This is a genomic window from Amylibacter sp. SFDW26 (assembly GCF_009184395.1).
Classification (GTDB): Bacteria; Pseudomonadota; Alphaproteobacteria; order Rhodobacterales; family Rhodobacteraceae; genus Amylibacter.
In genome coordinates, this window is the sequence record NZ_WEIC01000005.1 from 217,354 (window position 1) to 243,279 (window position 25,926).

At 45.6% G+C, this 25,926-nt stretch carries 23 protein-coding genes; 10 read left to right on the forward strand and 13 right to left on the reverse strand.

The window, feature by feature from the left end:
- Positions 1-14 precede the first annotated feature (14 nt).
- From atpD to F9L33_RS14260, 5 genes are all read right to left on the reverse strand, one after another.
- Positions 15-1,454 carry a F0F1 ATP synthase subunit beta gene (gene atpD / locus F9L33_RS14240; RefSeq protein ID WP_152143466.1) on the reverse strand — a complete coding sequence of 480 codons (1,440 nt, stop codon included), beginning with the start codon at positions 1,452-1,454 and terminating at the stop codon, positions 15-17.
- Positions 1,455-1,472: 18 nt separating this feature from the next.
- Positions 1,473-2,348, reverse strand: coding sequence for a F0F1 ATP synthase subunit gamma (locus F9L33_RS14245; RefSeq protein WP_152143467.1), 876 nt, complete (start codon positions 2,346-2,348; stop codon positions 1,473-1,475).
- 34 nt (positions 2,349-2,382) lie between these two features.
- Complete coding sequence (gene atpA, locus F9L33_RS14250; RefSeq protein ID WP_152143468.1) at positions 2,383-3,918, reverse strand: F0F1 ATP synthase subunit alpha; 1,536 nt, start codon at positions 3,916-3,918, stop codon at positions 2,383-2,385.
- Entirely contained in the window at positions 3,918-4,478 is a 561-nt protein-coding gene (locus F9L33_RS14255; protein WP_152143469.1) for a F0F1 ATP synthase subunit delta, read from the reverse strand. The genes atpA and F9L33_RS14255 overlap by 1 nt, the downstream gene beginning before the upstream one ends.
- Positions 4,479-4,751: 273 nt before the next feature.
- Complete coding sequence (locus tag F9L33_RS14260; protein ID WP_152143470.1) at positions 4,752-5,534, reverse strand: methyltransferase domain-containing protein; 783 nt, start codon at positions 5,532-5,534, stop codon at positions 4,752-4,754.
- A 63-nt stretch (positions 5,535-5,597) separates the two neighbouring features.
- Between F9L33_RS14260 and gloB the strand changes: the two genes are divergently transcribed.
- From gloB to F9L33_RS14280, 4 genes are all read left to right on the forward strand, one after another.
- Entirely contained in the window at positions 5,598-6,365 is a 768-nt protein-coding gene (gene gloB, locus F9L33_RS14265; protein WP_152143471.1) for a hydroxyacylglutathione hydrolase, read from the forward strand.
- Positions 6,366-6,376: 11 nt separating this feature from the next.
- Positions 6,377-7,159 carry a hypothetical protein gene (locus tag F9L33_RS14270; RefSeq protein ID WP_152143472.1) on the forward strand — a complete coding sequence of 261 codons (783 nt, stop codon included), beginning with the start codon at positions 6,377-6,379 and terminating at the stop codon, positions 7,157-7,159.
- A gap of 145 nt (positions 7,160-7,304) precedes the next feature.
- Complete coding sequence (gene clpA / locus F9L33_RS14275) at positions 7,305-9,626, forward strand: ATP-dependent Clp protease ATP-binding subunit ClpA (RefSeq protein WP_152143473.1); 2,322 nt, start codon at positions 7,305-7,307, stop codon at positions 9,624-9,626.
- A gap of 77 nt (positions 9,627-9,703) precedes the next feature.
- Positions 9,704-10,969, forward strand: coding sequence for an adenylate/guanylate cyclase domain-containing protein (locus tag F9L33_RS14280; protein ID WP_152143474.1), 1,266 nt, complete (start codon positions 9,704-9,706; stop codon positions 10,967-10,969).
- A 3-nt stretch (positions 10,970-10,972) separates the two neighbouring features.
- Here the strand turns inward: F9L33_RS14280 and F9L33_RS14285 are convergent, their stop codons facing one another.
- On the reverse strand, positions 10,973-12,595 hold the full coding sequence (locus tag F9L33_RS14285) for a peptidoglycan -binding protein (RefSeq protein ID WP_152143475.1): 1,623 nt from the start codon (positions 12,593-12,595) through the stop codon (positions 10,973-10,975).
- A 3-nt stretch (positions 12,596-12,598) separates the two neighbouring features.
- Entirely contained in the window at positions 12,599-13,765 is a 1,167-nt protein-coding gene (locus F9L33_RS14290) for a biopolymer transporter ExbB (RefSeq protein WP_152143476.1), read from the reverse strand.
- A 162-nt stretch (positions 13,766-13,927) separates the two neighbouring features.
- Between F9L33_RS14290 and F9L33_RS14295 the strand changes: the two genes are divergently transcribed.
- Both F9L33_RS14295 and F9L33_RS14300 read left to right on the forward strand, forming a co-directional pair.
- Positions 13,928-14,872 carry an SPFH domain-containing protein gene (locus F9L33_RS14295; protein ID WP_152143477.1) on the forward strand — a complete coding sequence of 315 codons (945 nt, stop codon included), beginning with the start codon at positions 13,928-13,930 and terminating at the stop codon, positions 14,870-14,872.
- Between the two features lie 14 nt (positions 14,873-14,886).
- Complete coding sequence (locus F9L33_RS14300; RefSeq protein ID WP_152143478.1) at positions 14,887-15,354, forward strand: NfeD family protein; 468 nt, start codon at positions 14,887-14,889, stop codon at positions 15,352-15,354.
- Between the two features lie 27 nt (positions 15,355-15,381).
- Here the strand turns inward: F9L33_RS14300 and F9L33_RS14305 are convergent, their stop codons facing one another.
- A complete protein-coding gene (locus F9L33_RS14305; RefSeq protein ID WP_152143479.1) occupies positions 15,382-15,921 on the reverse strand; it encodes a gamma-glutamylcyclotransferase in 540 nt (179 codons plus the stop codon).
- A gap of 64 nt (positions 15,922-15,985) precedes the next feature.
- On the opposite strand from F9L33_RS14305, the gene F9L33_RS14310 reads away from it, so the two are divergent.
- Complete coding sequence (locus F9L33_RS14310; protein ID WP_152143480.1) at positions 15,986-16,987, forward strand: DUF2125 domain-containing protein; 1,002 nt, start codon at positions 15,986-15,988, stop codon at positions 16,985-16,987.
- Here the strand turns inward: F9L33_RS14310 and F9L33_RS14315 are convergent.
- The 5 genes from F9L33_RS14315 to F9L33_RS14335 form a co-directional block, all read right to left on the reverse strand.
- On the reverse strand, positions 16,984-17,952 hold the full coding sequence (locus F9L33_RS14315; RefSeq protein ID WP_152143481.1) for an extensin family protein: 969 nt from the start codon (positions 17,950-17,952) through the stop codon (positions 16,984-16,986). The genes F9L33_RS14310 and F9L33_RS14315 overlap by 4 nt on opposite strands.
- 5 nt (positions 17,953-17,957) lie before the next feature.
- Positions 17,958-18,881: a prephenate/arogenate dehydrogenase family protein gene (locus tag F9L33_RS14320; RefSeq protein ID WP_152143482.1), complete on the reverse strand. Its 924-nt coding sequence runs from the start codon at positions 18,879-18,881 to the stop codon at positions 17,958-17,960.
- Positions 18,881-19,963, reverse strand: a complete 1,083-nt coding sequence (gene hisC / locus F9L33_RS14325) for a histidinol-phosphate transaminase (protein ID WP_152143483.1) — start codon at positions 19,961-19,963, stop codon at positions 18,881-18,883. The genes F9L33_RS14320 and hisC overlap by 1 nt, the downstream gene beginning before the upstream one ends.
- Positions 19,964-20,341: 378 nt before the next feature.
- The gene (locus F9L33_RS14330; RefSeq protein ID WP_152143484.1) at positions 20,342-20,959 is read right to left on the reverse strand and encodes a LysE family translocator; all 618 of its coding nucleotides are present in this window, start codon (positions 20,957-20,959) and stop codon (positions 20,342-20,344) included.
- 344 nt (positions 20,960-21,303) lie between these two features.
- Complete coding sequence (locus tag F9L33_RS14335; RefSeq protein WP_152143485.1) at positions 21,304-23,508, reverse strand: primosomal protein N'; 2,205 nt, start codon at positions 23,506-23,508, stop codon at positions 21,304-21,306.
- A gap of 103 nt (positions 23,509-23,611) precedes the next feature.
- Here F9L33_RS14335 and fsa point away from each other — a divergent pair, with 103 nt between their 5' ends.
- From fsa to F9L33_RS14350, 3 genes are read left to right on the forward strand one after another with little or no spacing between them, the layout of a single operon-like run.
- Positions 23,612-24,265, forward strand: a complete 654-nt coding sequence (fsa, locus tag F9L33_RS14340) for a fructose-6-phosphate aldolase (RefSeq protein ID WP_152143486.1) — start codon at positions 23,612-23,614, stop codon at positions 24,263-24,265.
- Positions 24,266-24,276: 11 nt separating this feature from the next.
- Positions 24,277-24,993 (forward strand): DUF484 family protein, encoded by a 717-nt coding sequence (locus F9L33_RS14345; RefSeq protein WP_152143487.1) that lies wholly within the window; start codon positions 24,277-24,279, stop codon positions 24,991-24,993.
- The gene (locus F9L33_RS14350) at positions 24,994-25,914 is read left to right on the forward strand and encodes a tyrosine recombinase XerC (protein WP_152143488.1); all 921 of its coding nucleotides are present in this window, start codon (positions 24,994-24,996) and stop codon (positions 25,912-25,914) included. It begins immediately after the preceding gene.
- Positions 25,915-25,926: the final 12 nt, after the last annotated feature.

The window sequence follows — 25,926 nt, forward strand, 5'->3', positions numbered from 1 at the left end:
ATTGGCCCCTTCGATTAAGCAGCTTCAGCTGCCATTTTTTCAGCTTTTGCGATCACGTCAGCGATACCGCCAACCATGTAGAACGCAGCTTCTGGTAGGTGGTCATACTCACCAGCAACAACAGCTTTGAATGATGCGATAGTGTCTTCCAAAGGAACCTGAATACCATCAGAACCTGTAAATACTTTCGCAACGTCGAATGGTTGAGACAAGAAACGCTCGATTTTACGCGCACGAGTAACAGCCAATTTGTCGTCTTCTGACAATTCGTCCATACCCAAAATCGCGATGATATCTTGCAAAGACTTATAACGCTGTAGAACTTGCTGTACGTCTGTCGCAACTGTGTAGTGCTCTTCGCCAAGGATCAATGGATCAAGCAAACGCGATGTTGAACCCAATGGATCCACAGCAGGATAGATACCTTTTTCAGAGATCGAACGATCAAGAACGGTTGTCGCATCCAAGTGAGCAAATGAAGTCGCAGGCGCAGGGTCAGTAAGGTCATCCGCAGGCACGTAAACGGCTTGCACAGATGTAATTGAACCCGCTTTAGTTGACGCAATACGTTCCTGCATCGCACCCATGTCTGTAGCCAATGTCGGCTGGTAACCCACAGCAGATGGGATACGACCCAATAGCGCAGACACCTCAGCACCCGCTTGTGTAAAGCGGAAGATATTATCAACGAAGAACAGAACGTCTGAACCAGATTCGTCGCGGAATTGCTCAGCAAGTGTCAAACCTGTCAAAGCGATACGCATACGAGCACCTGGAGGTTCGTTCATTTGGCCGTAAACCAGCGCAATTTTTGACTCTTCCATGTTATCAGGAACGATAACACCAGATTCAATCATCTCGTGGTAAAGGTCGTTACCTTCACGTGTACGCTCACCCACACCCGCAAATACGGATAGACCAGAGTGTACTTTTGCGATGTTGTTGATCAATTCCATGATCAAAACTGTTTTACCAACACCCGCACCACCGAACAGACCAATTTTACCACCTTTTGTATAAGGTGCTAGAAGGTCCACAACTTTAATACCTGTTACCAAGATCTCAGTTTCAGTTGATTGCTCAGAAAATTCTGGCGCTTCAGCGTGAATTGGACGTGAAGTTTTTGTTTTAACCGGCCCCAGTTCATCAACCGGCTCACCAACAACATTCATGATACGGCCCAAAGTTGCTGAACCTGTTGGAACAGTAATTTGACCAGCTGTATCAGTTACGTCTTGTCCGCGAACAAGGCCTTCTGTTGAGTCCATCGCAATTGCGCGAACAGTGTTTTCGCCCAAGTGCTGTGCAACTTCCAATACGAGGTTGTTGCCGTTGTTATCAGTTGTAAGCGCGTTCAAAATTGCCGGTAGTTCGCCTTCGAACTGCACGTCAACAACGGCACCAATCACCTGCGTGATCTTACCAGTTGCGCCCTTTGCTTTAGCTTTAGCCATTTTGGTTTCTCCAGTTCTTTACAGCGCTTCCGCGCCCGAGATAATCTCGATCAATTCGTTAGTAATCGCAGCCTGACGTGAGCGGTTAAACTCGATTGTCAGCTTATCAATCATTTCGCCAGCATTACGTGTCGCATTATCCATAGCGGACATACGCGCACCCTGCTCTGATGCACCATTTTCCAACAAAGCCGTGAAGACCTGTGTTGATAATGCACGTGGCAACAAATCAGATAAGATTTCTTCTTCGCTTGGCTCATATTCATAGAATGGAGCTTCGGCTGCATCATCTGACGCTTCGAAAGACGCAGGGATCAACTGAAGTGCTGTTGGCACTTGGCTGATAACGCTTTCAAATTTGTTATAAAAGATAGTAGCGACGTCGAACTCACCAGCATTAAAGCGTTTCACAACATCCGCAGCGATTGACTGTGCATTCACATAGCCGATACGTTTCACTTCTGACAGATCAACGTGATCAATCATAATGTCTTCGTATTCGCGTTTCAGTTGCTCACGGCCTTTTTTGCCAACAGTCAACATTTTTACAGTTTTGCCAGCTTCCAACAATTCAATAGCCTTGGCTTTCGCCATTTTTGCAATTGAAGAGTTAAAGCCACCACATAATCCACGTTCCGCAGTTGCAACGATCAACAAGTGAACTTTATCGTCACCTGATCCTGCCAACAACTTCGGCGCACCAGCGGCATCAGCAGAAGCACCGGCCAAATTGGCCATAACTGCATTCATACGGTCTGCATAAGGGCGGCCAGCTTCAGCCGCCTCTTGTGCACGACGCAACTTTGCAGCCGATACCATCTGCATGGCCTTGGTGATCTTACGAGTGTTCTTTACACTCTCGATCCGTGTTTTTAGGTCCTTGAGGTTTGGCATCTATCCAAACTCCTGTTCCGTAAAAGGCCTCAGTTTATGCAAAATCTTTTGAGAAAGATTCTACGACGGCTTTGATCTTGTCTTCGGCATCGCCTTTGACTTTTGGATCTTCTGTTTTGATCCAATCCAATAGATCAGCGTGATTTGTGCGAACAAAGTTCAACAAACCTGCTTCAAATGCACCAACTTGGCTCACTTCAACGTTGTCCAAGTAACCTTTTGTACCTGCGTACAATACGATAACTTGTTCAGCTGTTGTTTGTGGGCTGTATTGAGCTTGTTTAAGCAACTCAGTCAAACGTGCGCCACGTGCCAACAAAGCTTGTGTTGAAGCATCAAGATCAGAACCAAACTGCGCAAAGGCAGCCATTTCGCGATACTGAGCCAATTCCAATTTGATAGAACCCGCAACAGATTTCATTGCATTTGTTTGCGCAGATGAACCAACACGAGACACTGACAAACCAGTGTTCACAGCAGGACGGATACCTTGGTAGAACAGTTCAGTTTCCAAGAAAATCTGACCGTCAGTAATTGAGATCACGTTTGTTGGAATAAACGCAGAAACGTCACCACCTTGTGTTTCAATCACAGGCAAAGCTGTCAATGAACCGTTACCAGAGTTATCACCCAATTTAGCAGAACGTTCTAGCAAACGAGAGTGAAGATAGAAAACGTCACCTGGATAAGCTTCACGACCTGGTGGACGACGAAGAAGAAGTGACATTTGACGATACGCAACAGCTTGTTTTGTAAGGTCATCATAAATCATCAGGCCGTGCATTCCGTTGTCACGGAAGTATTCACCCATTGAAGTCGCCGCATATGGTGCCAAGAATTGCATCGGAGCTGGATCAGAAGCAGTCGCAGCAACAACGATTGAATACTCAAGCGCACCTGTTTCTTCTAGCTTCTTAACCAACTGAGCAACAGTTGAACGTTTTTGACCAACAGCAACGTAGATACAGAATAGTTTTTCTGAATCGTCTTTTGCAGCGTCGTTATATGCTTTTTGGTTTAAGATTGTATCCAAAGCCACAGCAGTTTTACCTGTTTGGCGATCACCAATGATAAGTTCACGTTGGCCACGACCGATTGGGATCAAGGCGTCAACTGATTTCAGACCAGTCGCCATTGGTTCGTGAACTGACTTACGTGGAATAATACCAGGCGCTTTAACGTCAGCAGTTGAACGTTTTTTCGCTTTGATAGGACCTTTGCCGTCGATTGGATTACCCAAACCGTCAACAACGCGCCCCAACAATTCTGGACCAACAGGAACGTCCACAATAGCGTTTGTACGCTTAACTGTGTCGCCTTCTTTAATTGTGCTGTCAGAACCGAAGATAACAACACCAACGTTGTCAGCCTCAAGGTTCAAAGCCATTCCGCGGATACCACCAGGGAATTCAACCATTTCACCAGCTTGAACATTGTCCAAACCGTGTACACGAGCGATACCATCACCGACAGACAGAACGCGGCCAACTTCAGCCACTTCGGCTTCTTGACCGAAATTCTTAATCTGATCTTTGAGGATCGCAGAAATTTCTGCAGCTTGGATACCCATTATCCGACCTCTTTCATTGCATTTTGAAGATTGGAGAGCTTAGAGCGGATCGAGCTATCGATCATCTTAGAGCCCACTTTAACGATTAAACCGCCGATAAGTGTTTCATCGACGGATACGTTTACGTTTACATCCTTACCAACGGTCGCTTTCAGCGTTTTGGCAAGTTTGTCTTGTTGTGCTTTGGTCAAGGCTTTCGCAGCAGTAACGTCTGCTGTGACTTCGCCTTTTTCCTCGGCAATCATCGCTTTCACTGTAGTGATTAGTGATGGCAGAACGAACAAACGACGTTTTTCAGCCATAAGGCCTAACGTGCTTGACACATCCTTTGATAATTTCATTTTCTTTGCGATTACAGCAATAGCAGATGCAGCATCTTCGCGTGTATATACTGGAGACGATGTTAGATCGCGTAGCGCATCACTGTCTTCCAGAGCGGCTGCAAGGGCGTCGAAATCTTTTTCAACGGCTGGCAGTTTTTTGGCATCTTTTGCCAACTCAAAAACGGCTGTCGCATAACGCGCAGCAATTCCTGATGATATCGAACCAGTGTCAGACACTTAGAACCTTCCGAAGTTAGGAGCCCAAATTACAGTAATTCAAGCAGCGTAAATCCGAGGAAAAGCATATCCCCCCAAAATCGTCGTCGTGATACCAAAGCAGACCCGACTCTGCAACAATAATGCCAACGTTAGCGGAAAAGATGTAATTGTTTAAAAACAGTGACTTAACGAATCGCCGCGACAATCCGCGCCAAATTACGTGAGTTTTGCGTCAGTTTAATGAAAAACTTTACCAAGAAATGGGGCCGACTCTTGTATTTCACCCTAAGGTTAAGCCTGCTCTTCGTTTTTTGACTTCGATCTATTTGAAACGGGATTGCTTGCTGGCTTGGCTATCCCCTCAAGAGCTTCTAAAGGTTTGCGCACTGCGGCACCTAGACCTTTATGTGTTGGCGCATAGACCTGCTTGGTTGCTTCGACCATAACAACACCAGCGGCAAAAGGCATTGCAACCTTCAAACTGAAGCCTTCCAACATCTGTGCAATTTTTAAACCAAATGGGCGATGACTGGGAATCGCATAAAGTGCCGAGATGTGTCGTTCTGGCAAAAACCGATGCTTCTGAAGCTGCGCTTCTAACTGCGCCAAACTGTAAGGGCGTCCATACCCAAACGGCGTTGCATCACGACGCGCCCAAAGTCCAGAACGGTTCGGCACGATAAACAGCACGCGCCCACCAGGGCCCAACACACGCCAAATCTCATCTAATAAAGCTGCCGTGTTCTCACTGGTTTCAAGGCCATGCAAAACAATCAACTTATCCACAAAGCCTGTAGAAATAGGCCAGTTGGTTTCTTCTGTCAGAACAGAGTGGTTTTCTTTACCCTCAGGCCAAGCCATCACACCTTGAGGGCCTGGCATAATACACATAACTCGGCGTGCGTTAGTCAAGAACGGACGCAGCATCGGCGCGGCAAATCCAAATCCAGCAACAGTCTGGCCTTTCACATCGGGCCATAGCTTGATAATTTCCTCGCGCAAAGCACGCTGAACAATACGCCCTAATTTGGTCCGATAATAGAATGCCCGTAGTTTTATGACGTCTAAATGCATTGCATCCCGTGTGTAGATCAGTCAGAATCGTCCTGACAGTAATAGTAACCTTAAGAGATTTTGATGGCCCTGCAAATTATTACCATACCATGTCTTTCAGATAATTACGCATATCTGATCCGCGACGAAGAAACTGATCAAGTGGCTGTCGTTGATGCACCAGAGGCCGCACCTATTTTAGGTGCTCTGAAAGATTTGGAATGGTCACTCGACAAAATCTTGATAACGCACCATCATTTCGATCATATTGATGGCATTGAAGCCCTACAATTAGAGACTGGCGCACAGGTTTTCGGGGCAACAGCAGACAAGCATCGCCTTCCTCAATTAGATGTAGAGCTTGCGGAAGGAGATACCTTCGAATTGGGTCATGAAACATGTGAAGTTCTCGATGTATCAGGCCATACAATTGGCCATATAGCTTTTGTATTCAAAAATGCCAAAGCTGCATTTACTGCTGATAGCCTTATGGCGCTTGGGTGTGGGCGCCTTTTCGAAGGTGATGCAAAAATGATGTGGGATACGATGAGAAAATTCAAAACCCTCTCTGATGACACATTGGTATATTCAGGCCATGAATACACCGCAAGCAATGCAGCATTTGCAATAACAATCGAACCAGATAATGCAGATCTACAAACACGCATTGAAGATATTACAGACAAACGCGCAAATGACATCCCAACAGTTCCAGCAAGCATTGGGTTAGAAAAAGCGACAAACCCCTTCATGCGCGCCAATCTAAACGAGGTCAAAGCCCTTGTTGGTATGACGGGCGCATCTGATGCCGAAGTATTTGGGGAAATACGCCGCCGCAAAGATAATTTTTAAGGGAACACGTTATGGCTTTATCTGACTGGTTTAAAAACGAAGGGCAAGACATCATAGAACAGCGCTCTGGCCCTGCACAAGTTGGTTGGATGCTTACAGAGGCCAAGTCAGGCGTAGTCTATTATACACCAGAACGCGTGCGATCCGTTGAATTAAACAAGAAACACGCAAAATCCGCTTCACGCTGCCCTGCAATCATCAATATGGAAAGTCGTTATTTTGCAATTCGCGTCCCTTTTGACATGCACCTGCGTTTCGTGCGTGGTAAAGACGGGAAACCTGCTTTACGCAACATGATGGGTGAAGCCAGCCCTGTGCGCGGCAGTGTTTTGTCCAAAAAACTGCATGTTACTTCAGAAGTAGAGTGGCGTCACAAAGACCGCCCAACGATTCAAGTGTCACTGCCTTATATATTTATTGCTGACGAGCCGACCTATATGACACAACTTGATGCGTTCATGCATTACGATAAGCAGCCAAAACCAGGCACAATCTTTGGCGGTCGTTTTCCTATACATAATTGGCCACGCCCATTGATGTGGGCCTTTGAATGGCATGACATCCAACAAGACTTGATCTTAAAACGCGGCGACCCTTGGTTTTACGTTCAATTTGAAACGACTCCCCAAGATCGGGCAGTTTCACTGGTGGAAGCAGAAAATACGCCTGAACTTGCGAAATACCTTGAACATATCTCCGCATCAGTGAACTATGTAAATCAATCGTTCTCGCTTTTCAAAGAGGCAGAACGTGCAAGACCCAAGACTTTGCTCACACCAGTTGCGCGAAAATAGGCAAAATTCCGTAACTTTCAGGCAAAATTCAGTTTTGTGATGCAAAGTGACTAAAAAGACCTTGAAGCTTTGGAAATAAACACGAAGTCTATAGGTGAAAGAGCCAGATACTCTCCCAGTGTCTGTAAGATCAAAAGGAGCAAAAATGCCCTCATTCTCGAGCAGTTTAGAAACAGCCATCCATACCGCTTTGGCGCATGCCACAGCCCGTAAACATGAATTAGCAACCTTGGAGCATCTTCTTCTAGCCCTTGTTGAAGAAGATGATGCAGCCCGCGTCATGCGCGCCTGCGAGGTTGACATCAACACATTGCGAAAAAACCTGACCGAGTTCTTGGATACGCAATTGGATTCTCTTGTCACTGATGTTGAAGATGTCGAAGCATCCCCGACAACAGCATTCCAACGCGTGATCCAACGCGCAGCAATCCACGTACAAAGTTCTGGCCGTAACGAAGTGACTGGTGCAAACGTTTTGGTCGCAATCTTTGCTGAGCGCGAAAGCCATGCAGCTTATTTCCTACAAGAGCAGGATATGACCCGCTATGACGCTGTGAACTTCATCTCACACGGTATTGCAAAAGATGCCGCATATGGTGAAGCGCGTGAAGTCACTGGTGCCGAGGATCAAATCGAATTCCAAGAAGGCGAAGCAACACCAGCCGAAGACGAAACTGCTTTGGGTAAATATTGCGTCGACCTCAACGTAAAAGCCCAAGAAGGCGATATTGATCCACTCATCGGCCGTGACCATGAAGTAGAGCGCTCGATCCAAGTGTTATGTCGCCGCCGTAAAAACAACCCAATCTTAGTTGGTGATCCTGGTGTTGGCAAAACAGCAATTGCTGAGGGCCTAGCACATAAAATCGTGTTGGGTGAAGTCCCAGCTGTTCTTGAGGGCACAACAATATTTTCTCTCGATATGGGCGCCCTGCTTGCTGGAACGCGCTACCGTGGTGATTTTGAAGAACGTTTAAAAGCCGTCGTAACAGAGTTAGAAGAGCATCCAGATGCTGTTCTATTCATCGACGAAATTCACACTGTAATTGGTGCTGGTGCTACATCAGGCGGCGCTATGGATGCATCCAACCTACTAAAGCCAGCCTTGCAAGGTGGTAAATTACGTTGCATGGGGTCAACAACCTATAAGGAATTCCGTCAACATTTTGAAAAAGACCGTGCATTAGCCCGTCGTTTCCAAAAAATTGATGTAAATGAACCATCGACAGAAGATGCCATCAAAATTCTAAAGGGTTTGAAACCATATTTCGAAGAACATCACGATGTAAAATACACATTAGATGCAATTAAAACATCTGTTGAATTGGCGTCGCGTTATATACACGATCGCAAACTTCCAGATTCAGCCATTGATGTCATCGATGAAGCAGGTGCTTATCAAAATGTTCTGCCAGACACGAAACGCCGCAAGACTATTGGGGTGAAAGAAATCGAAACTGTCGTTGCAAAAATTGCACGTATTCCGCCAAAGAACGTGTCGAAGGACGATGTGGAACTTCTAAAAGATCTAGAAAGCTCATTAAAACGTGTGGTTTTTGGGCAAGATGATGCGATCATCGCCCTTTCTTCTGCAATAAAACTGTCACGTGCAGGATTACGTGAACCTGAAAAACCAATCGGCAACTATCTGTTTGCTGGCCCAACGGGTGTAGGTAAAACCGAAGTTGCTAAGCAATTGGCAGACACTTTAGGTGTTGAGTTAATCCGTTTCGATATGTCTGAATACATGGAAAAACACGCTATTAGTCGTTTGATTGGTGCACCTCCTGGGTATGTGGGTTTTGACCAAGGTGGCATGTTAACTGATAAAGTAGATCAAACGCCGCATTGTGTATTGCTATTGGATGAAATCGAAAAGGCTCATCCAGATGTATTCAATATTCTGCTTCAAGTCATGGATAACGGCAAACTGACCGATCATAACGGTCGTACAACGGACTTCCGTAATGTAGTTTTGATTATGACATCCAATGCTGGTGCCTCTGAAATGGCGAAAGCTGCAATCGGTTTTGGTCGCGACCGCCGTGAAGGTGAAGATACAGCAGCGATTGAGCGCACATTCAGTCCAGAATTCCGCAACCGTTTGGATGCAACGATCAGCTTTGCACCATTAGGTCCTGAAACGATCATCAAGGTGGTCGATAAGTTCGTAGTACAATTAGAAGCACAATTAATGGATCGTAATGTGTCCATAGAGTTATCACGCAGTGCTGCGGAGTGGCTTTCGGAAAAAGGCTACGACAGTAAGATGGGTGCCCGGCCACTATCACGAGTAATTCAAGAACATATTAAAAAGCCTTTGGCCGAAGAATTATTGTTTGGCAAACTTTCGAAAGGTGGCTTGGTCAAGGTAGATACCAAGGATGGAGAGCTCGTACTCTCGATAGAAGAACCTGAAAACCCTCGAATTACGAAAAATAAACCGCCACTCCTAACGGCAAAATAAACAACACAAGCGCCTCAAAGTATAACTTTGGGGCGTTTTTTCTTGCATCATTCGAACGAAACCCTAAGCCTATAGGTATGGGGCAAGAAAAGAAATCGACTGGTGGCGCAACAAAGAGCATAGTGAATGCAGTATCTGCATGGCTACAAATAGGGACTGCTGATTTACCAAATCGCCAAAAACAGCGGATCGTTTTGACAAACGTTATGGTCTCATCAACGGCTCTGTTATCCTACATTCATGCTGCTTTTTTTATTCTTTACGACTTTGAACAGCTCTATTTCCCCACAAGCTATCTCGTTATCATTGCAACGGCTTTGCTAGCAGCACCTTATCTTAACATTAAGAACCCTTATCTCGGCTCAATTTACAACCTGACATTATGGTTGGTTTTTGGGTGCATGAATGTTGTAACGTTTGGAACAGAAAGTAATGTTCAATTCTACTTTTTGGCTGGGGCCGCAAGTGCGATCCTAATTTTAGGTGTTTATCAAAACCTTTTATCCATTCTATCAATCATCATTCAAATCAGCATTTTCGTTTATTTTGATATCACAATAATACCGCCCGCAAGTTACCTTGATCTACCAATTTGGTTTTATACGGTGCTCAATATTGCTGCAATTTTGCTCTCAATGACTTTTATATTTTGCATGGTTTATTATGCTTTTTATCAAGTCCACATTGCAGAAGACGCATTGGAAAGAGAATATAAATATTCTGAAGATTTATTGGCAAATATGTTGCCTGCCGTGATTGCATCAAAGCTAAAGCGCGATCCCAACAAAACTATTGCTGATAATCATAGCGAAGTAACAATTCTTTTTGCAGATATTGTTGGCTTTACGAAGCGAGCGGAACACCACAATCCAAAAGAACTAGTATCGTTCCTGAATACTGTTTTCACGGAATTTGATACTTTGGTTCGCAAGCACCAATTGGAAAAAATCAAGACAATTGGGGATGCCATTATGGTTGCGGGTGGTATGCCAAATAAACAAGATGACCATGCAAAGCGTATCGCTCTCCTCGCGCTCGATATGATGGAAGTCGTAAAACATTCAGCGAATGCGTCCAGCGAAGTTATTGAATTACGAATTGGTATCCACACTGGCCCTGCGGTGGCTGGCGTTATTGGGTCGCAAAAACCATTTTATGATGTTTGGGGGGATACTGTGAATACTGCAGCCCATCTTGAAACATATGGGACACAGGGTGAAATACATATTTCATCTGCAACCAAAGATCATCTCGATGATCAGTTTCTCCTGAAATCACGTGGCCATGTTGAACTAAAAAGCAAATCTAGTTTAGAAACATGGCACTTGCTTGGTAAATCATAACACTTATTTTTCGGTAAATTTCAACTCAATCCGACGGTTCAACGCTAAAGCTTCAGAGCTTTCCCCATCTACGACAGGTTGGAATTCTCCAAACCCATTCGCTGCTAATCGGTTTGCAGGAATACCTTGGTCTTCGACTAAATATCTGACCACAGATAAAGCCCGTGCCTGACTAAGTTCCCAATTATCTCTATAAGGCCCCGCCCCACTTAACGGAACTTTATCGGTATGCCCGTCGACACGCAGTATCCAGTCAATTTCAGATGGGATTTGCGCTGCAACATCTTTGATAAGACTCGCTACTTTTCTTATTTCTTGCTTGCCTCGATCACCCAATTCAGCAGAGCCTGCTGTGTATAATACTTCCGATGAGAACACGAAACGGTCACCCACAATACGGATACCTTCCTGTGCTCCTAAAACATCTCGTAGGCGTCCAAAGAATTCCGATTTAAACTTCTTTAGGTCTTTTGCCTCTGCTTCTAAACGCTCCCGCTCATTCGCTTCTAATTCAGCACGACGTTTTTGTTCAGCAGCAACTTTGGCTAATGCACTGTTCAGGCTTTTACCCAAACTTTCGATCTGTATTTGTGCTTCGCTATCTTTAGTATTTGCGCTATCTAATAAGCCTTGCAATGTACTTAACTGTGTACGGAGCGCGTTCGTTTGTTGATTTAACAAAGCAATCTTACGTTGACTGTCAGCAGACAGTGCTTTTTCATCAGACAAAAGTTTATTAGCTTGCGCTAGTAAAGCTGCTTCTTTCTCTGTTGCGCTGAGTTGTTTCTTTACTTGCTCGGATGCAGCAGTCTTAGCCAATTCTGCAGCGGATAATAATGTAAGCGTATTTTCCGCCTCTTTGCGTTTTGCATCCAAAGCGAGTGTCATAGCCGTCAATTCGTCTTGCGAATTCTTCAAACGATCCCGCAGTGCTTGCGTGGTGGCAGCGTCTAACAAACGCTGCTTTTCTTGCTCGCTCAGTGCATTTTGCGTTTCAGAAATCTGTGTATCTTTCGTTTCTATAGAAACCTTCAGATCAGCAACCAACGCTTCCAAGGCTTCCCTCTTTGCAGCAGCTAAACGAGCCTGTTCAACCTGTAAATCGATCTCGTTTCGCGCTTGAACCAGAGCCAATTGAACCGCTTCTTTTTCAGAAAGCGTTTTGGCTTGAGCATCTTTTAATTCTTTTAAAGAAGACTCAGTTAGTGTAAGACGTCCCGCTAAATCATCTCGCTCTCCCAGCAACCCTGCAATCTGTTGTTCAAACGACGCTATACGGGCCTTCTGCCCTTCTGCTTCTGAAGTTAGAGCCCCTATTAATGCGGCTTGTTGTGCAATTTCCGTTTCCGCAGATTGCAACTCATCCTGCAAACCTGATAATTCACCTTCTAACCCTTTCGCACGTGTTTGTTCCAATCCCAATGCATCAGCTAAGCCTGCAATTTGTGCAGATAGACTATCCAGCTCAGTGTCTTGCCCTGTGATTGTTTCACGCAAAACGAATTGAACGACCATAAAGATTGTTAAAACAAACATCAGCACCAATAAAAGCGCTGTCATCGCATCTACAAAGCCTGGCCAAATGCTACCAGAAACCTGTCCATTATTACGCCGTAACAAGGCCACGAATTAGCCCTTTCCGCGCAAGGCTTTTGCCAGAACAGCCAAATCGCCCCGCAATTCTGCAATCGTATCCCTACGTCCCGCCTGAGTTTCATCAATCAACTTTGCCATCTGACCACTAATGTTCTCCAAGTGATCAGACATCCGTTCTGAAATCGCGATCTCTTCTTTGTAAGCCTGTGTCGCCAAAGCATCCGAAATATGCTCATGACTTGTGGAAACCTGTTCCAAAATCTTTTGCGTATGTGCATGCGACGCAACCTGTGCATCCACCATATTTGAAACCGCATCACCCAATGCTTCGATCCGTTGATCCGTCACAGAACGACGTTCCTGCAACTGTTTTAAAATATCCTGCTGGTTTTCAATCTGTAGCGTCGTTTGTTCCAACAACTCTGCAACCATCGTATTCGGAGAACCTTCATCCCCATCATTTCCTGCTGAAACGCCCAATCGAGTGATTGAAGACAACCACTCTTCTAGCTCACGGAAAAAACGGTTTTGGCCACGGCTAGAAAATAAATCAAGCAAACCTACAACCAATGATCCTGCTAGGCCTATCAAAGAAGATCCAAAGGCTGTACCCATACCGCCAAGTTGGCTTTCCAGACCCGTCATCAAATTGTCGAACACACTGATACTATCTTGGCCTTCTTGTGGCGCTAAAGATCGAATTGTATCCACAACAGCAGGTACAGTTGTCGCCAAACCATAAAATGTACCCAATAGCCCCAAAAAGATAAGAAGATTGATAATATAACGCGTGATTTCACGCCCCTCATCCAAACGCGTTGCTACAGAATCCAAGATTGTCCGCGTAGATGTCGACGTCAGCATCAATCTAGCAGAGCGTTTTTTCAGTAATGCTGCTAATGAAGCCAATAATCTTGGCGCCACAGCTTCCCCATTCACATCTCGTTCCAGCGCAAAACTTTCAATCCAGCTGACCGATTTTACCAACACACCCATTTGCCAAAGGCAAGAAAACACACCGACCACAAAAACAAGCAAGATAAAACCGTTCAGATATGGTGATGCAAAGAATATCGGTGCGACAGCAGGCAATATCGCAACACCACCAAAACCAACCAATCCCATTACAATCATCATAAAAATGATCTGATTAACGGGTTGCGTAAATTGCGGCGATGTCTGTTTCTGCCCTTGTGACATGACTGTGCCCTGCTCTATTCGTTAGTGAGTTCGCAAAAACCTTAGCCCGAGACCCATAAAAAACCAACTAAAGTTTTCCGAGCATTTTGGTTGTATAAAGATTGAAAAAAGTGAATTAATCCCCAAGTATAGACTAAGATTTTTAAACGAGAGGTTTTCTACATGTCAGATATTTTCGGCATTGCCGCTAGCACAGGCTCGGCACTGTTCTTACTAGTTTTTGCAATCATTTTAATCTTAATGATGGTCAAATCTGTTCCTCAAGGGGACGAATGGACCGTTGAACGTTTTGGTCGTTATACACGTACATTGAGCCCAGGTTTGCACTTTTTGATCCCAGTTATGGACAAAGTTGGTGCAAAAATTAACATGATGGAAACCGTTCTTGATATCGACAGCCAAGAAGTGATTACCAAAGACAACGCAATGGTCGTGGCTGATGCAGTTACATTCTATCAAGTCGTTGACGCAGCCAAAGCAGCCTATGAAGTACTTGATCTACGCCGCGCGCTTTCTAACTTAAGCCAAACAAACATTCGTTCTGTTGTGGGCTCAATGGACTTGGATGAAAGCTTGTCCAACCGCGAAGTAATCAATGCTAAACTTCTGAGCGTTATTGATGGTGCCGCCCAACCTTGGGGTGTAAAAGTTACACGTGTTGAGATCAAAGACTTAGCACCGCCATCAGATATTAACGAAGCAATGGCACGTCAGATGAAAGCAGAACGTACAAAACGTGCTGAAATCTTACAAGCCGAAGGTATGAAACAATCTGCCATCCTTCAAGCCGAAGGTGAACGTGAAAGTCAAATCCGTGAAGCCGAAGGCCGCAAAGAAGCAGCGTTCTTGGATGCAGAAGCACGTGAACGTTCTGCAGAAGCCGAAGCTAAAGCGACTCAAATGGTATCCGAAGCAATTGCCAAAGGTGATGTTCAAGCAATCAATTATTTCGTTGCCCAGAAATACACAGAAGCTTTGCGTGATGTGGCATCGTCACCATCTTCCAAGACAGTTATGATCCCATTAGAGGCATCCAGCTTGATCGGGTCTGTTGGCGGTATTGCGGATATCGCAAAAGCGGTCATGGGCGACGATAAGAAAAAATAAGAAAGGGGTATTTCATGGAAATCATCCAATTCCTTGAAGGCGTTTCACCATGGTGGTGGGTTATTTTAGCCTTTGCACTCGGCTCAATCGAAATGGCGACAATGTCATTCTTCCTGATTTGGCCAGGACTTGCAGCCTTAGCAATGGCAGGGTTACTGGTTATATCGCCAAATATGTCTGGCCCAGCACAAATCGCGACTTATGCTGTTATGTCGATCGTATTTACATTTGCCGGCCGCTTCCTAGTTGCCAAATATGGCGACGGCGGTGGTACAGCAGATACAACGTTGAACAATCGATCATCTTTATTGATTGGTCGCTCTGCCAAAGTACTTGAGTTTGATGCAGGGGATGGCGCAGTAGAAATCGAAGGCACACGTTGGCAAGCCCGATGGGCGGATGGCCAGACAGCAAAAGCTGGTGCAAGCGTACGCGTTACAAAAGCAGACCCGATGATGGTCTATGTTGAAAATGTAAAATAAACTAAAGGCTCCTCTTCAGGAGCTTTTTTATGCCGTCAAAGCCTTTACACGACTTTCTAAGAAGGCGAGATCTGCATCATCTAAACCCAACCCATTCAAACAGTCGCAAGTATTATACAAGTATTCTGTATTAGGGCCTCGTCCGCCAACAGCACGCGCAATGATCTGTGCTTGTTCTTCCAGCGGCATGCCGCCACAATATTGCACATTATCGCGGTTAATAACATAACTTACAGCTTTGACCTCTTCGCCTGTCTGTAGTTTAACAGGTAAAGTAACTTCAATATAAGCTGATGAAACGAGTTCTCGCTCTCGCAAATCTTTGATCGCTTTAGTTGCATGTTCTGCTTCAATGAAAAATGCAACACCTTCACAAGTCGCTTGATCATTCTCATCTAAAGCCAATACCAAACCTGGGCTTTCTTCACTGCCTCGATGATGAATAGATAGCATACAAAAACTGCGTGCATATCCTTGCAATGTTGCAATATGTTTTTTGGCATAAATAAACTCTGGCTGCCAGATCAATGATCCGTACCCGAATACCCAAAAACCGTTTTCAACCATTCTACTGGCTCCTTTAATTATAGATGCTATAACCCGAAGGAATTTGTGAAAACAGGATAAAATCATGCGTACGATTATCAGCGTTCTTTTTTTAGCAGCACTCGGCTGGTTTGGATATTGGTTCATCGGATCAACAGCACATGAAAAAGCAGCAACCTTATGGCTAGAGGAACGCCGTAGCAAAGGTTGGGTTGCTGATTATACCGCTTTAACTGTCGAAGGTTTCCCAAATCGTTTTGATACAACCATATCTGACATGGAATTGGTTAACCCCCGCTCTGGGTGGGCATGGAAAGCACCATTTTTCCAAGTTTTATCCTTAAGCTATAAACCAAATCATTTCATCGCTGTTTGGCCAAATGAACAAACGGTATCTACGCCACATCAAAAATTCACAATCACAAGCAGCGATATGCGCGGCAGTTTAGTATTTGAGGCAAATAGCAGCTTGGAACTAGACCGTTCTACGATCACATTGAAGGACATAATGGTCAGCACAAGTGACAAACAATCCAGTTCAATCGAATCTGCAGTATTGGCCAGCCGCCAATCAGAGACTAAAGATTTTGCACATGACATCGCTTTTGATGCGAATAACTTTGTACCCTCTGCTGCAATCAAAAAATGGCTAGATCCAAAATCTATATTACCAAGCGCATTCGAAACATTGGTTATTAAAACCACCGCTGGCTTTGACGCCCCATGGGATCGCATAGCGGTAGAAGGCTCTGCACCGAACCTAACATATTTGGGCGTTGATACATTCGACGCCAAATGGGGCGAGATGCAAATTCAGGCCAAAGGCACCCTAGATGTGGACGGTTTAGGATACCCAACAGGTAAGCTGTCTTTGCGTGCTAAAAACTGGAAAGACATGATCCAATTGGCCGTTTCAAGTGGTACATTAGATGCAAACACAGGCAAATCCTTGGAAACAGGCTTGGGGTTGGTGGCAATGTTATCTGGGAACAAAGACACATTGGATGTGCCCCTAAGCTTTGCAAACCGCGTTATGAGTATTGGTCCAATTCCAATCGGCAAAGCCCCCCGTTTAAAACGCAATTAACGGCAGTATGCCCCACCGCGATGTTTTGCGATATCAAAATGGAAATGATCCGCATGTGCGCGGTTGGCATTGGGGCCAAGTACGGTTCCAAACGGCCCGCACGCTGTTTTGTGTAGTCGTCTTAGTGTTGTACTGCCTCGACCCCGCCAGTTCTTTTTAACGCTATAAATTGTACCATCGCGCAGTTTAAAACCCGCAATATCAACAGCATTGCCATAAGCATGTTCCGAGAGTTTTGCCCCTCGTTTGCTGTTGCGCGTCCGGCAAGAATATCCACCAATGATTTGAATAGTCTGCAAACCGCCGCCCTGACGTCCGACAACAGGCTTTGCCGAGCGAGACACCCATGAATTAAACCGCTTCGCTGTTGTACAGTTCACGACCAAGGGGCGAGTTAGCGCAACACCTGACACTTCGGTCACACTCACAGGGTTTGCGACCCCACATCCACCCTTGCCGAATATCCGCGCACCATTTGTACCCTTAATACTCGGCACACCACACACAGACCCTTTACGCGAAACACGCGTCTTTTCTTTACGTTTTTTTCTTGGCTTCACAGGTTCAATACGCGCCACCTGCTGAGTGCTACGCGCTTTCGCAAGATAGCTGGGGCGCAAACGCGGGACCGGAGAGGCTTTCAGATGATCCAAACCGATAGCTACCGTTTGACCCGTACTTTTCGATTTATTTGCCAACTCTTTGAACAAACGTTCTTGACGTTCATGTTCTGCAATTTGAACCAATGCCGCAATCTCTTCACGGGTCTTCTCAAACTTGCTATTTTGTAAAGCGCCACGCAACGGTGGAATAGGGGATCGGTTTAACCCGTTAAAAACAACAGCCGTTGTATCAGGAGCACTACCCCGCAGCCGTGGAATAGGAGAGGTGTCAGGTGCAAAACTTGCGTATGCTGTCGTTGCAAACACCAGCAACACAGCCAAACCTGTCGCCTTCTTGATCATATTGATCAGCTCTCCTTGGTCAGATTGCGCCCGAAATTTGGCACATCCGTATCTTGCCCTGCATCCAGAATATCACGGCGTATCGCACGTGTCCTAGTAAAATATTTGTGCAAATAGTCGCCATCACCACCACGAATGGCCTTTTGAAGGTCAAATAATTCTTCGGTAAAACGCCCCAGAATATCTAAAGTCGCTTCTTTATTGTTCAAAAACACATCACGCCACATAGTTGGATCAGACGCCGCAATACGTGTAAAGTCTCTGAAACCCGCTGCGGAAAAGTTGATGACTTCTTTGTCTGTCACACGCCCTAAATCATCCGCCACACCGACCATAGTATAAGCGATCAAATGCGGGACATGCGATGTAACCGCCAATGTCAAATCATGGTGTTCAGCATCCATGATCTCAACATTAGAACCAACAGCTTTCCAAAAATTCACATACTGGGTCAGTACATCCGTATTCGTATTTTCAACAGGAACAAGAATACACCAACGGTCATCAAAGAGTTCAGCAAACCCAGAGTGAGGTCCAGAATGTTCTGTACCTGCCAGTGGGTGTGCAGGAATGAAATGCACGTCTTCAGGGATATGTGGTGCAACGCTCGCTATAACTGCAGCCTTAACAGAGCCAACGTCACTTACAATTGCACCTCTTTTTAAGTGCGGTTTCATCTCTTCGGCAACAACACCCATCACACCAACGGGTACGCATAAAATAACCAAATCTGCATCTTTAACGGTATCGGCAACATTATCACAAACATCATCGCATAATGAGATTTCACGTGCTATTTCGCGCGTTTCAGCAGAGCGTGCATATCCAGAAATCGTATTGGCCAAACCACCACGACGTATCGCATGCGCCAATGACCCAGCGATCAAACCCAAACCGATCAAAGCAACTTTTTCGTATAGAACTGCCATTACCCCGCCTTAAACTCTGTCAACGCGGCAACAACCTGACGGCATGATTGCTCATCACCAATTGTAATACGCATCGCATGTGGCAAATTGTAGTTCGCAACCATACGCACAATCAAACCATTTTCATTCATATGCGCATTGGCAGCCAAAGCCTCTTCTTCATCCTTAAAACGGATAAGAATAAAGTTCGCGAATGATGGATCAGACGGCAGGCCAATCTTTTCCAGTTCTGCAGCCAACCAACCACGCCACTTTTCATTTTCTGCGCGGCAATGTTCTGTGTATTCGGTATCTTCTAAAGCAGCCTTTGCAGTAACCAACGCAGCCGAACTGACATTGAACGGGCCACGCAAACGGCTAAGTACTTCCATCACATCTTTGGGACCATACCCCCAACCTATGCGCAAACCGCCAAGGCCGAAGATTTTTGAAAATGTGCGTGTCATCACAACATTATCGCGCGCTTCTACAAATCCAGCACCGCCATCAAAGCCGTATACAAAATCTGCATAAGCACCGTCTAAAACCAACAAACAGCCCTCTGGCATATTATCTGCCAGCCGTGCAATTTCAGCGTCAGGCGTCATAGTGCCCGTTGGATTATTCGGGTTAGCCAAGAATATCAGACGCGTGTTTTCTGTACATGCCCCCAAAAGCGCATCCACATCTGTCACACGGTTTTTCTCTGGCACAGACACAGGTGTTGCACCAGAAAGTCGCGCTGAAATCTGGTACATACCAAAACCATGTTCCGTATAAAGAACCTCATCCCCTTCACCCGCAAAAGCACGGCACAAGAAACTGATGATTTCATCCGAGCCACACCCCATAAGAATGCGGTCCACATCCAATTTGTAAGTCGCGGCAATCAATTCGCGCAAACCTGCGTGACTTTCGGATGGATAACGATGCAAATGACCCGCTTCTGCCTGATAGGCAGCAATCGCTTTTGGGCTTGGCCCAAGTGGGTTTTCATTCGAGCTCAGCTTGATCGCATTGGCATTGCCTTCGATTTTGCTGACACCACCAACATAGGGTTTCACACCCATAATGCCTGGTTGAATATTAAGCTTCGTCGTCATCTTATCGTCCCTTCAAAAATCCTTCTAACGGGGTGGATTTAGAAAGGCTAGAGATTATAGCGTTTTGATTTTTTCTGAAACCGATACAAATGAAGCTTCAAAACGAGGTACGACAGTTTCCTATCCCCAAAAACATATGAGCAGGATGAGGCATTTCGGAAACGCAAAGATCGGAGAGCGGGTCAATCTTACGCTCAGCTATGTGCTTTGAGAAGCTAAAGCCATCATTAGACAAATTCGGTGTGTTGTCTGGTATGGGGGACAAAGCGTCCTTTTACAAATTTAAGCTAAAACCCGATTTCTTGGCCAACCAATCTCATTTCCACTTACTCTTTAGGTGCTATGAGTTTGGATACCCATACAAAAAGCAGGGACGTACTATCGCTCTGTTTTCGCCAAAAAGCCTGCTGTAGTAATCAGCGCGGCACCACCAAGACGATCAATCCAAGGGCTACCATTTGCCGTTCTTGCAGCCCTTGCAGCTAATGCGCCATAACTAATTACTATACACCAATCAAGAAAAACACATGTTGCAGCCAGCAATATGAATTGAGGTAATAGGTCGTATGCTGGAGTTATAAATTGCGGAAAAAGCGCTCCATAAAACAAAATGGCTTTTGGACTGCTGGCAGCAACAATGAAGCCTTGTCTATAATGCCAGAACAATGAGGGTGGATTGATTGGAACTGATATATTTTGATTTTTAACGCGCCCCGCGCGTAAAATCATCATCGCTCCAAGATAGAGTAAATAAGCGACGCCTACCCATTTGATAAAAGAAAAAAGAATGGCGGATTGAGATATAATAGCGCCAAGTCCAGCCACTGCTGCTATCATTTGTAACAGATTTGCTGAAATATCACCAAGTCCGGTAATTGCAGCACGACCAGCTCCAAATTTTGCGCCATGCGCCATACTAATCGTAACTGAAGGGCCCGGAGCTATCAAAACTGCAAACACGACTACAAGGAAAGTAAGGTATGTCGTTGTTTCCATGCTTATACTCCTAGTTCGACGCTGAATGCTTCATACACAGTTTATTTAAACCAAATCGAACTAGAGTGGAAATAGATAATCACACAATCTATATTTGGTTTTATCCTAGTACACGTATGTTTAATTTGGGCTCAAAGCCGACATATGGCAACACAAGCCAGAAGCGGGTGTTGAAAGCGGGTTGGTATAGTATCGCATAGATTTATTTTTGAAATGTTTAAGCTTTATTTTGGGAAAAACATTTAAATTCAACACCTTAATATAATGTCCCAACTGGGACATTTTCTAAATGTATAGTAAAAATCACAACCATCGATGCCGAGATCAATAATAACTCAAACGTTTTAATAAAAACTCTGTGGATCAATATCGATGCTGATACGTACATTATTCGGCGCTTTAATAGAATTTCGCCAACGTTCCAAGGTTGGTTGAATATGCGTGGTCTTTGCTGCCTTCACCAGCAATCGCACACGGTGATTGCCCCGCACACGTGCAATTGGTGCAGGGGCTGGCCCAAACACATCCGCCCCAATCTGGCGCAAGCCCTCTATATTGCGCGATAAAGCCGTTGCCACATCATAAACAGCCTTTAAGTCAGGCCCTGAAATGACGATACCAGCTAAACGTCCATAGGGTGGCACCCCCGCTTCGCGTCTTTGCGCGGCTTCTGCCCGCCAAAACTCTTCTTCCTCGCCCTTCATAATCGCTTGGATCACAGGATGATCGGGTTGGTGAGTTTGAATAAACGCAACACCACGCTTTTCAGCGCGCCCTGCCCGTCCTGCAACCTGTCGGATCAATTGGAACGTTCGTTCAGCCGCGCGCAGATCACCCCCTTGCAAGCCAAGATCAGCATCAATCACGCCCACGCAGGTCAATAATGGAAAGTTATGCCCTTTCGCGACCATTTGCGTGCCGATGATGATATCCGCCTCACCCGCAGCAATAGAATGGATACGTTCCTTTAAAGCGCGGGCTGACAATGCCATGTCAGAGGATAGCACTTCAATCTTTGCATCAGGAAATCGTACCTCGGCCTCTTCTGCCAACCGTTCCACGCCTGGTCCAACAGCTGCCATCCGTCCCTCAACATCGCAATTCGGGCATTTAGTTGGGACAGGCTTCGTTTCCCCGCATTGGTGACAAATCAACTGACCATGATATTTATGCTCGACCATGCGCGCATCGCAATCATCACACCCCACCTGATGCCCACATGCCCTGCAAACAGTCACAGGCGCATAACCGCGACGGTTTAAAAACAGCAATGATTGCTCGCCTTTATCCAACCGCGATTGAACTTCGCCATGCAAAGCGGGGGAAATCCAACTTTGGGTTTCCATCTCTTCCATGCGCAAATCAATTGGTTCCATATCGGGCAATTCAGCGGTACCAAAACGCCCTTCTAAATCAACCCGTTTATACTTGCCTGCATCCGCATTCGCCCAAGTTTCCAGCGATGGTGTGGCAGAAGCCAACACAACAGATGCCCCAACAATAGAGGCGCGCATCACAGCCATATCGCGTGCAGAATAAAACACACCTTCTTCTTGTTTATAGGAGGTATCATGTTCTTCATCGACAATGATCAGGCCAAGGTTTTGGTATGGTAGGAATAGGGCTGATCGCGCCCCCACGACCAATTGCGCTTTACCGTCCCCGATCATACGCCAACAGCGGCGGCGTTCTGTCATTGTCACACCCGAATGCCATTCCGCAGGCCGCGCACCAAAGCGTTTTTCAACGCGGTCTAAAAATTCAACCGTCAATGCAATTTCTGGTAACAATACCAAAGCTTGCCTTCCCTGCGCCAAGCATTCCGCAACTGCTTCCATATAGACTTCGGTCTTACCAGAACCTGTAACACCTTTCAGCAACGTTGTAGAATAGGTTTGTTCTGCTATGGATGCCCGCAAAGCATCCCCGCCCGTTTTCTGGCTCTCACTTAATTCCAATCCAGCCATCATCGGGTCAAGTTTTGGATAGGCCGTATCACGCGGTGTTTCCACTTCTGCCACGGCTTTTAGCTTCACCAAACCATCCACAACGGATGCAGTCACACCCGCCAAATCCGCCAATTCTTTTTTGGTCAACCGCGACGCTTTGTTCTCGCGCAGCACATTCAATACACGCGTCCGCGCATCGGTTATGCGATCAGGTTCAACATCGCCTAATGCATAAACCTTTCGCATCGAAATAGGATCGCCCAATCCAGGTGCACGTGTCGCCAATCGCAACATCGCAGACATAGGCGTCAGCGTGTAATCTGCAACTTTTTGCAAAAACACCATCATCTCTTCGCGCATTGGTGCCACATCCAATACCTGCGAAACAGGCCGTGCTTTGGACAAGTCAAAGCCACCAACACCAGCGCCCCAAACAACACCTAAAACCTTACGTGGTCCAAGCGGCACTTGAACAAACGATCCAACAAAAACACCACCCTCTGGCGCTTTATAATCCAAGAAACGGTTGATTGGTTCTGCAGTTAATACCGCAACCAACGTACCCGCTTCAAAATAGGATTTTTCCCCTGTTCGTGTCACTTTGTTCAGACTTCTTTACATTCTTTTGTTTCGTATTCGCCATGCATACTGTAATACACGTTTAAGCACAGTAACAAACGTACAAGACAACAAGGGTTCCTTCATGAAATTTTTCGTAGATACCGCAGAAGTTGATGCAATCGCAGAACTTAACGACCTAGGCATGGTGGACGGCGTAACAACCAACCCATCCCTGATTATGAAATCAGGTCGTGATATTTTGGAAGTGACTAAAGAAATCGCCGCAATGGTGGAGGGTCCAGTCAGTGCTGAAGTTGTAGCGATGGAATACGACGAGATGATCAAAGAAGGCCGTAAGTTAGCGAAAATCGCAGACAACATCGCTGTGAAAGTACCACTTACCTGGGCTGGTTTGAAAACATGTAAAACACTGTCATCAGAAGGTACAATGGTGAACGTGACGCTTTGTTTCTCTGCAAACCAAGCATTGCTGGCTGCCAAAGCGGGTGCCACATTCATTTCGCCATTCATTGGCCGTTTGGATGATCTTAACCTTGAAGGTTTAGACCTGATCGAAGATATCCGCACAATCTATGATAACTATATGTTTGATACACAAATTTTGGCCGCTTCTATCCGTTCCGTTAATCACGCATCAGAATGTGCAAAAATCGGTGCCGATGTGATGACTGCGCCACCAGAGGTGATCAAGAAAATGGCGAACCATGTTCTGACTGACAAAGGTTTGGACGCATTCATGAAGGATTGGGCTAAGACGGGTCAACAAATCCTGTAAGGACAATAAAAATGACTGAAGCCACAGAAAAGTTTAACGAGGTTCGCGACGAAATTCTTGCGAACCCAAAAGCTTTCTTAGAAGATCATGACATTATGCGTGCGCTGATCGCAGCGGATCGCGCACAACAAGCCAGCAACGTGATTGACTTACGATCTATCGCAATGGATCGCATGGAAGATCGCCTGAACAAATTAGAAGACACACATCGCACAGTTATTGCCGCTGCGTATGACAATGTTTCTAGCACAAACCAAATCCATCGTGCGGTTTTGTCTGTCTTGGAACCTGAAGACTTCACAGGATTTCTAAAGTTTATCGAAAATGATCTTGCCAATACACTGGGCATTGATGCTGTATGCCTATGTCTAGAAACTCAAGCTGTATCAGCAGGCCAAGGCCCATCCCTATCCAAAGAATTTGGAACAGGTGTTACATTCATGGCTATCGGTGAAATTGAAGATTACATCACCCATGGACGCAACATGAACAGCCGCCCAGTAACAATGCGCGCAACGAAACCACAACAAATATCACTGTTTCCAGAGACAGCTGATCCGATAAGGTCAGAAGCCCTGTTAAAACTTGATCTCGGCAAAGGTAACTTGCCTGGAATGTTGGTTTTAGGATCTTCAAAGGTAGATCAATTTGCCCCAGCACAAGGTAGTGATTTATTACTATTTCTTGGTGGTATATTCGCGCGGATCATGCGCCGCTGGTTGGCATAGATGGCAGCCAATTCAGGTGCACATAACCTGATGTTACACTGGCTGACCCATGTCAAAGCCATTCGCGGACAATCCGAAAAAACAATAGAAGCCTATCAGCGTGATGTTTCTGGATATCTGGGGTTTCTTGCAAATCACATCGGCGAGAACTTAGGGAAAACCGCCCTTGGCAAAGTCACAATCACCGATATGCGATCATGGATGGCCTTTGAACGCAGGCGTGGTGTCAAGGCACGGTCTTTGGCACGCTCTTTATCCGCAGTAAAAAGCTTTTATCGCTGGCTGTCAGAAACCGAAGGCATGGAAGTCACTGCCGTACTAGCAACTCGCGCACCCAAATTCCAAGCAGGTTTGCCACGTCCTGTCGGTAAAATAGATGCCAAATCCCTTATTGAAACCGCAGAATTTCAATCACAAGATGGTTGGGTCGGCGCGCGCGATACGGCAGTTTTAACCCTCCTCTACGGCTGCGGTTTACGCATATCTGAAGCTCTAAATATGACATTCAGTCAGGTGCCACTGCCTGAGGTTTTAAAAATTCTAGGAAAAGGCAACAAAGAACGCATAGTACCTGTAATTCCAGCAGCCCGCGAAGCCGTTAATACATATCTACGCCTATGCCCCCATTCACATGAGCCAGACACCCCGCTTTTTCTGGGTGTACGTGGTAAAAAGCTTAATCCACGCCAAATTCAAAAGGTTATGGAACAGGTACGTATGCAATTAGGTTTGCCATCATCAGCAACCCCACATGCCTTGCGCCACTCATTTGCAACACATCTGTTAGAGGCTGGCGGTGATCTACGTGCAATCCAAGAATTGCTTGGTCATGCATCTCTTTCAACCACCCAAGCTTATACAGCTGTTGATCAAGCCAGATTGATGGAAGTCTATAAAAAGGCACATCCAAAAGGCAGCTAAATCCTTGCCTTC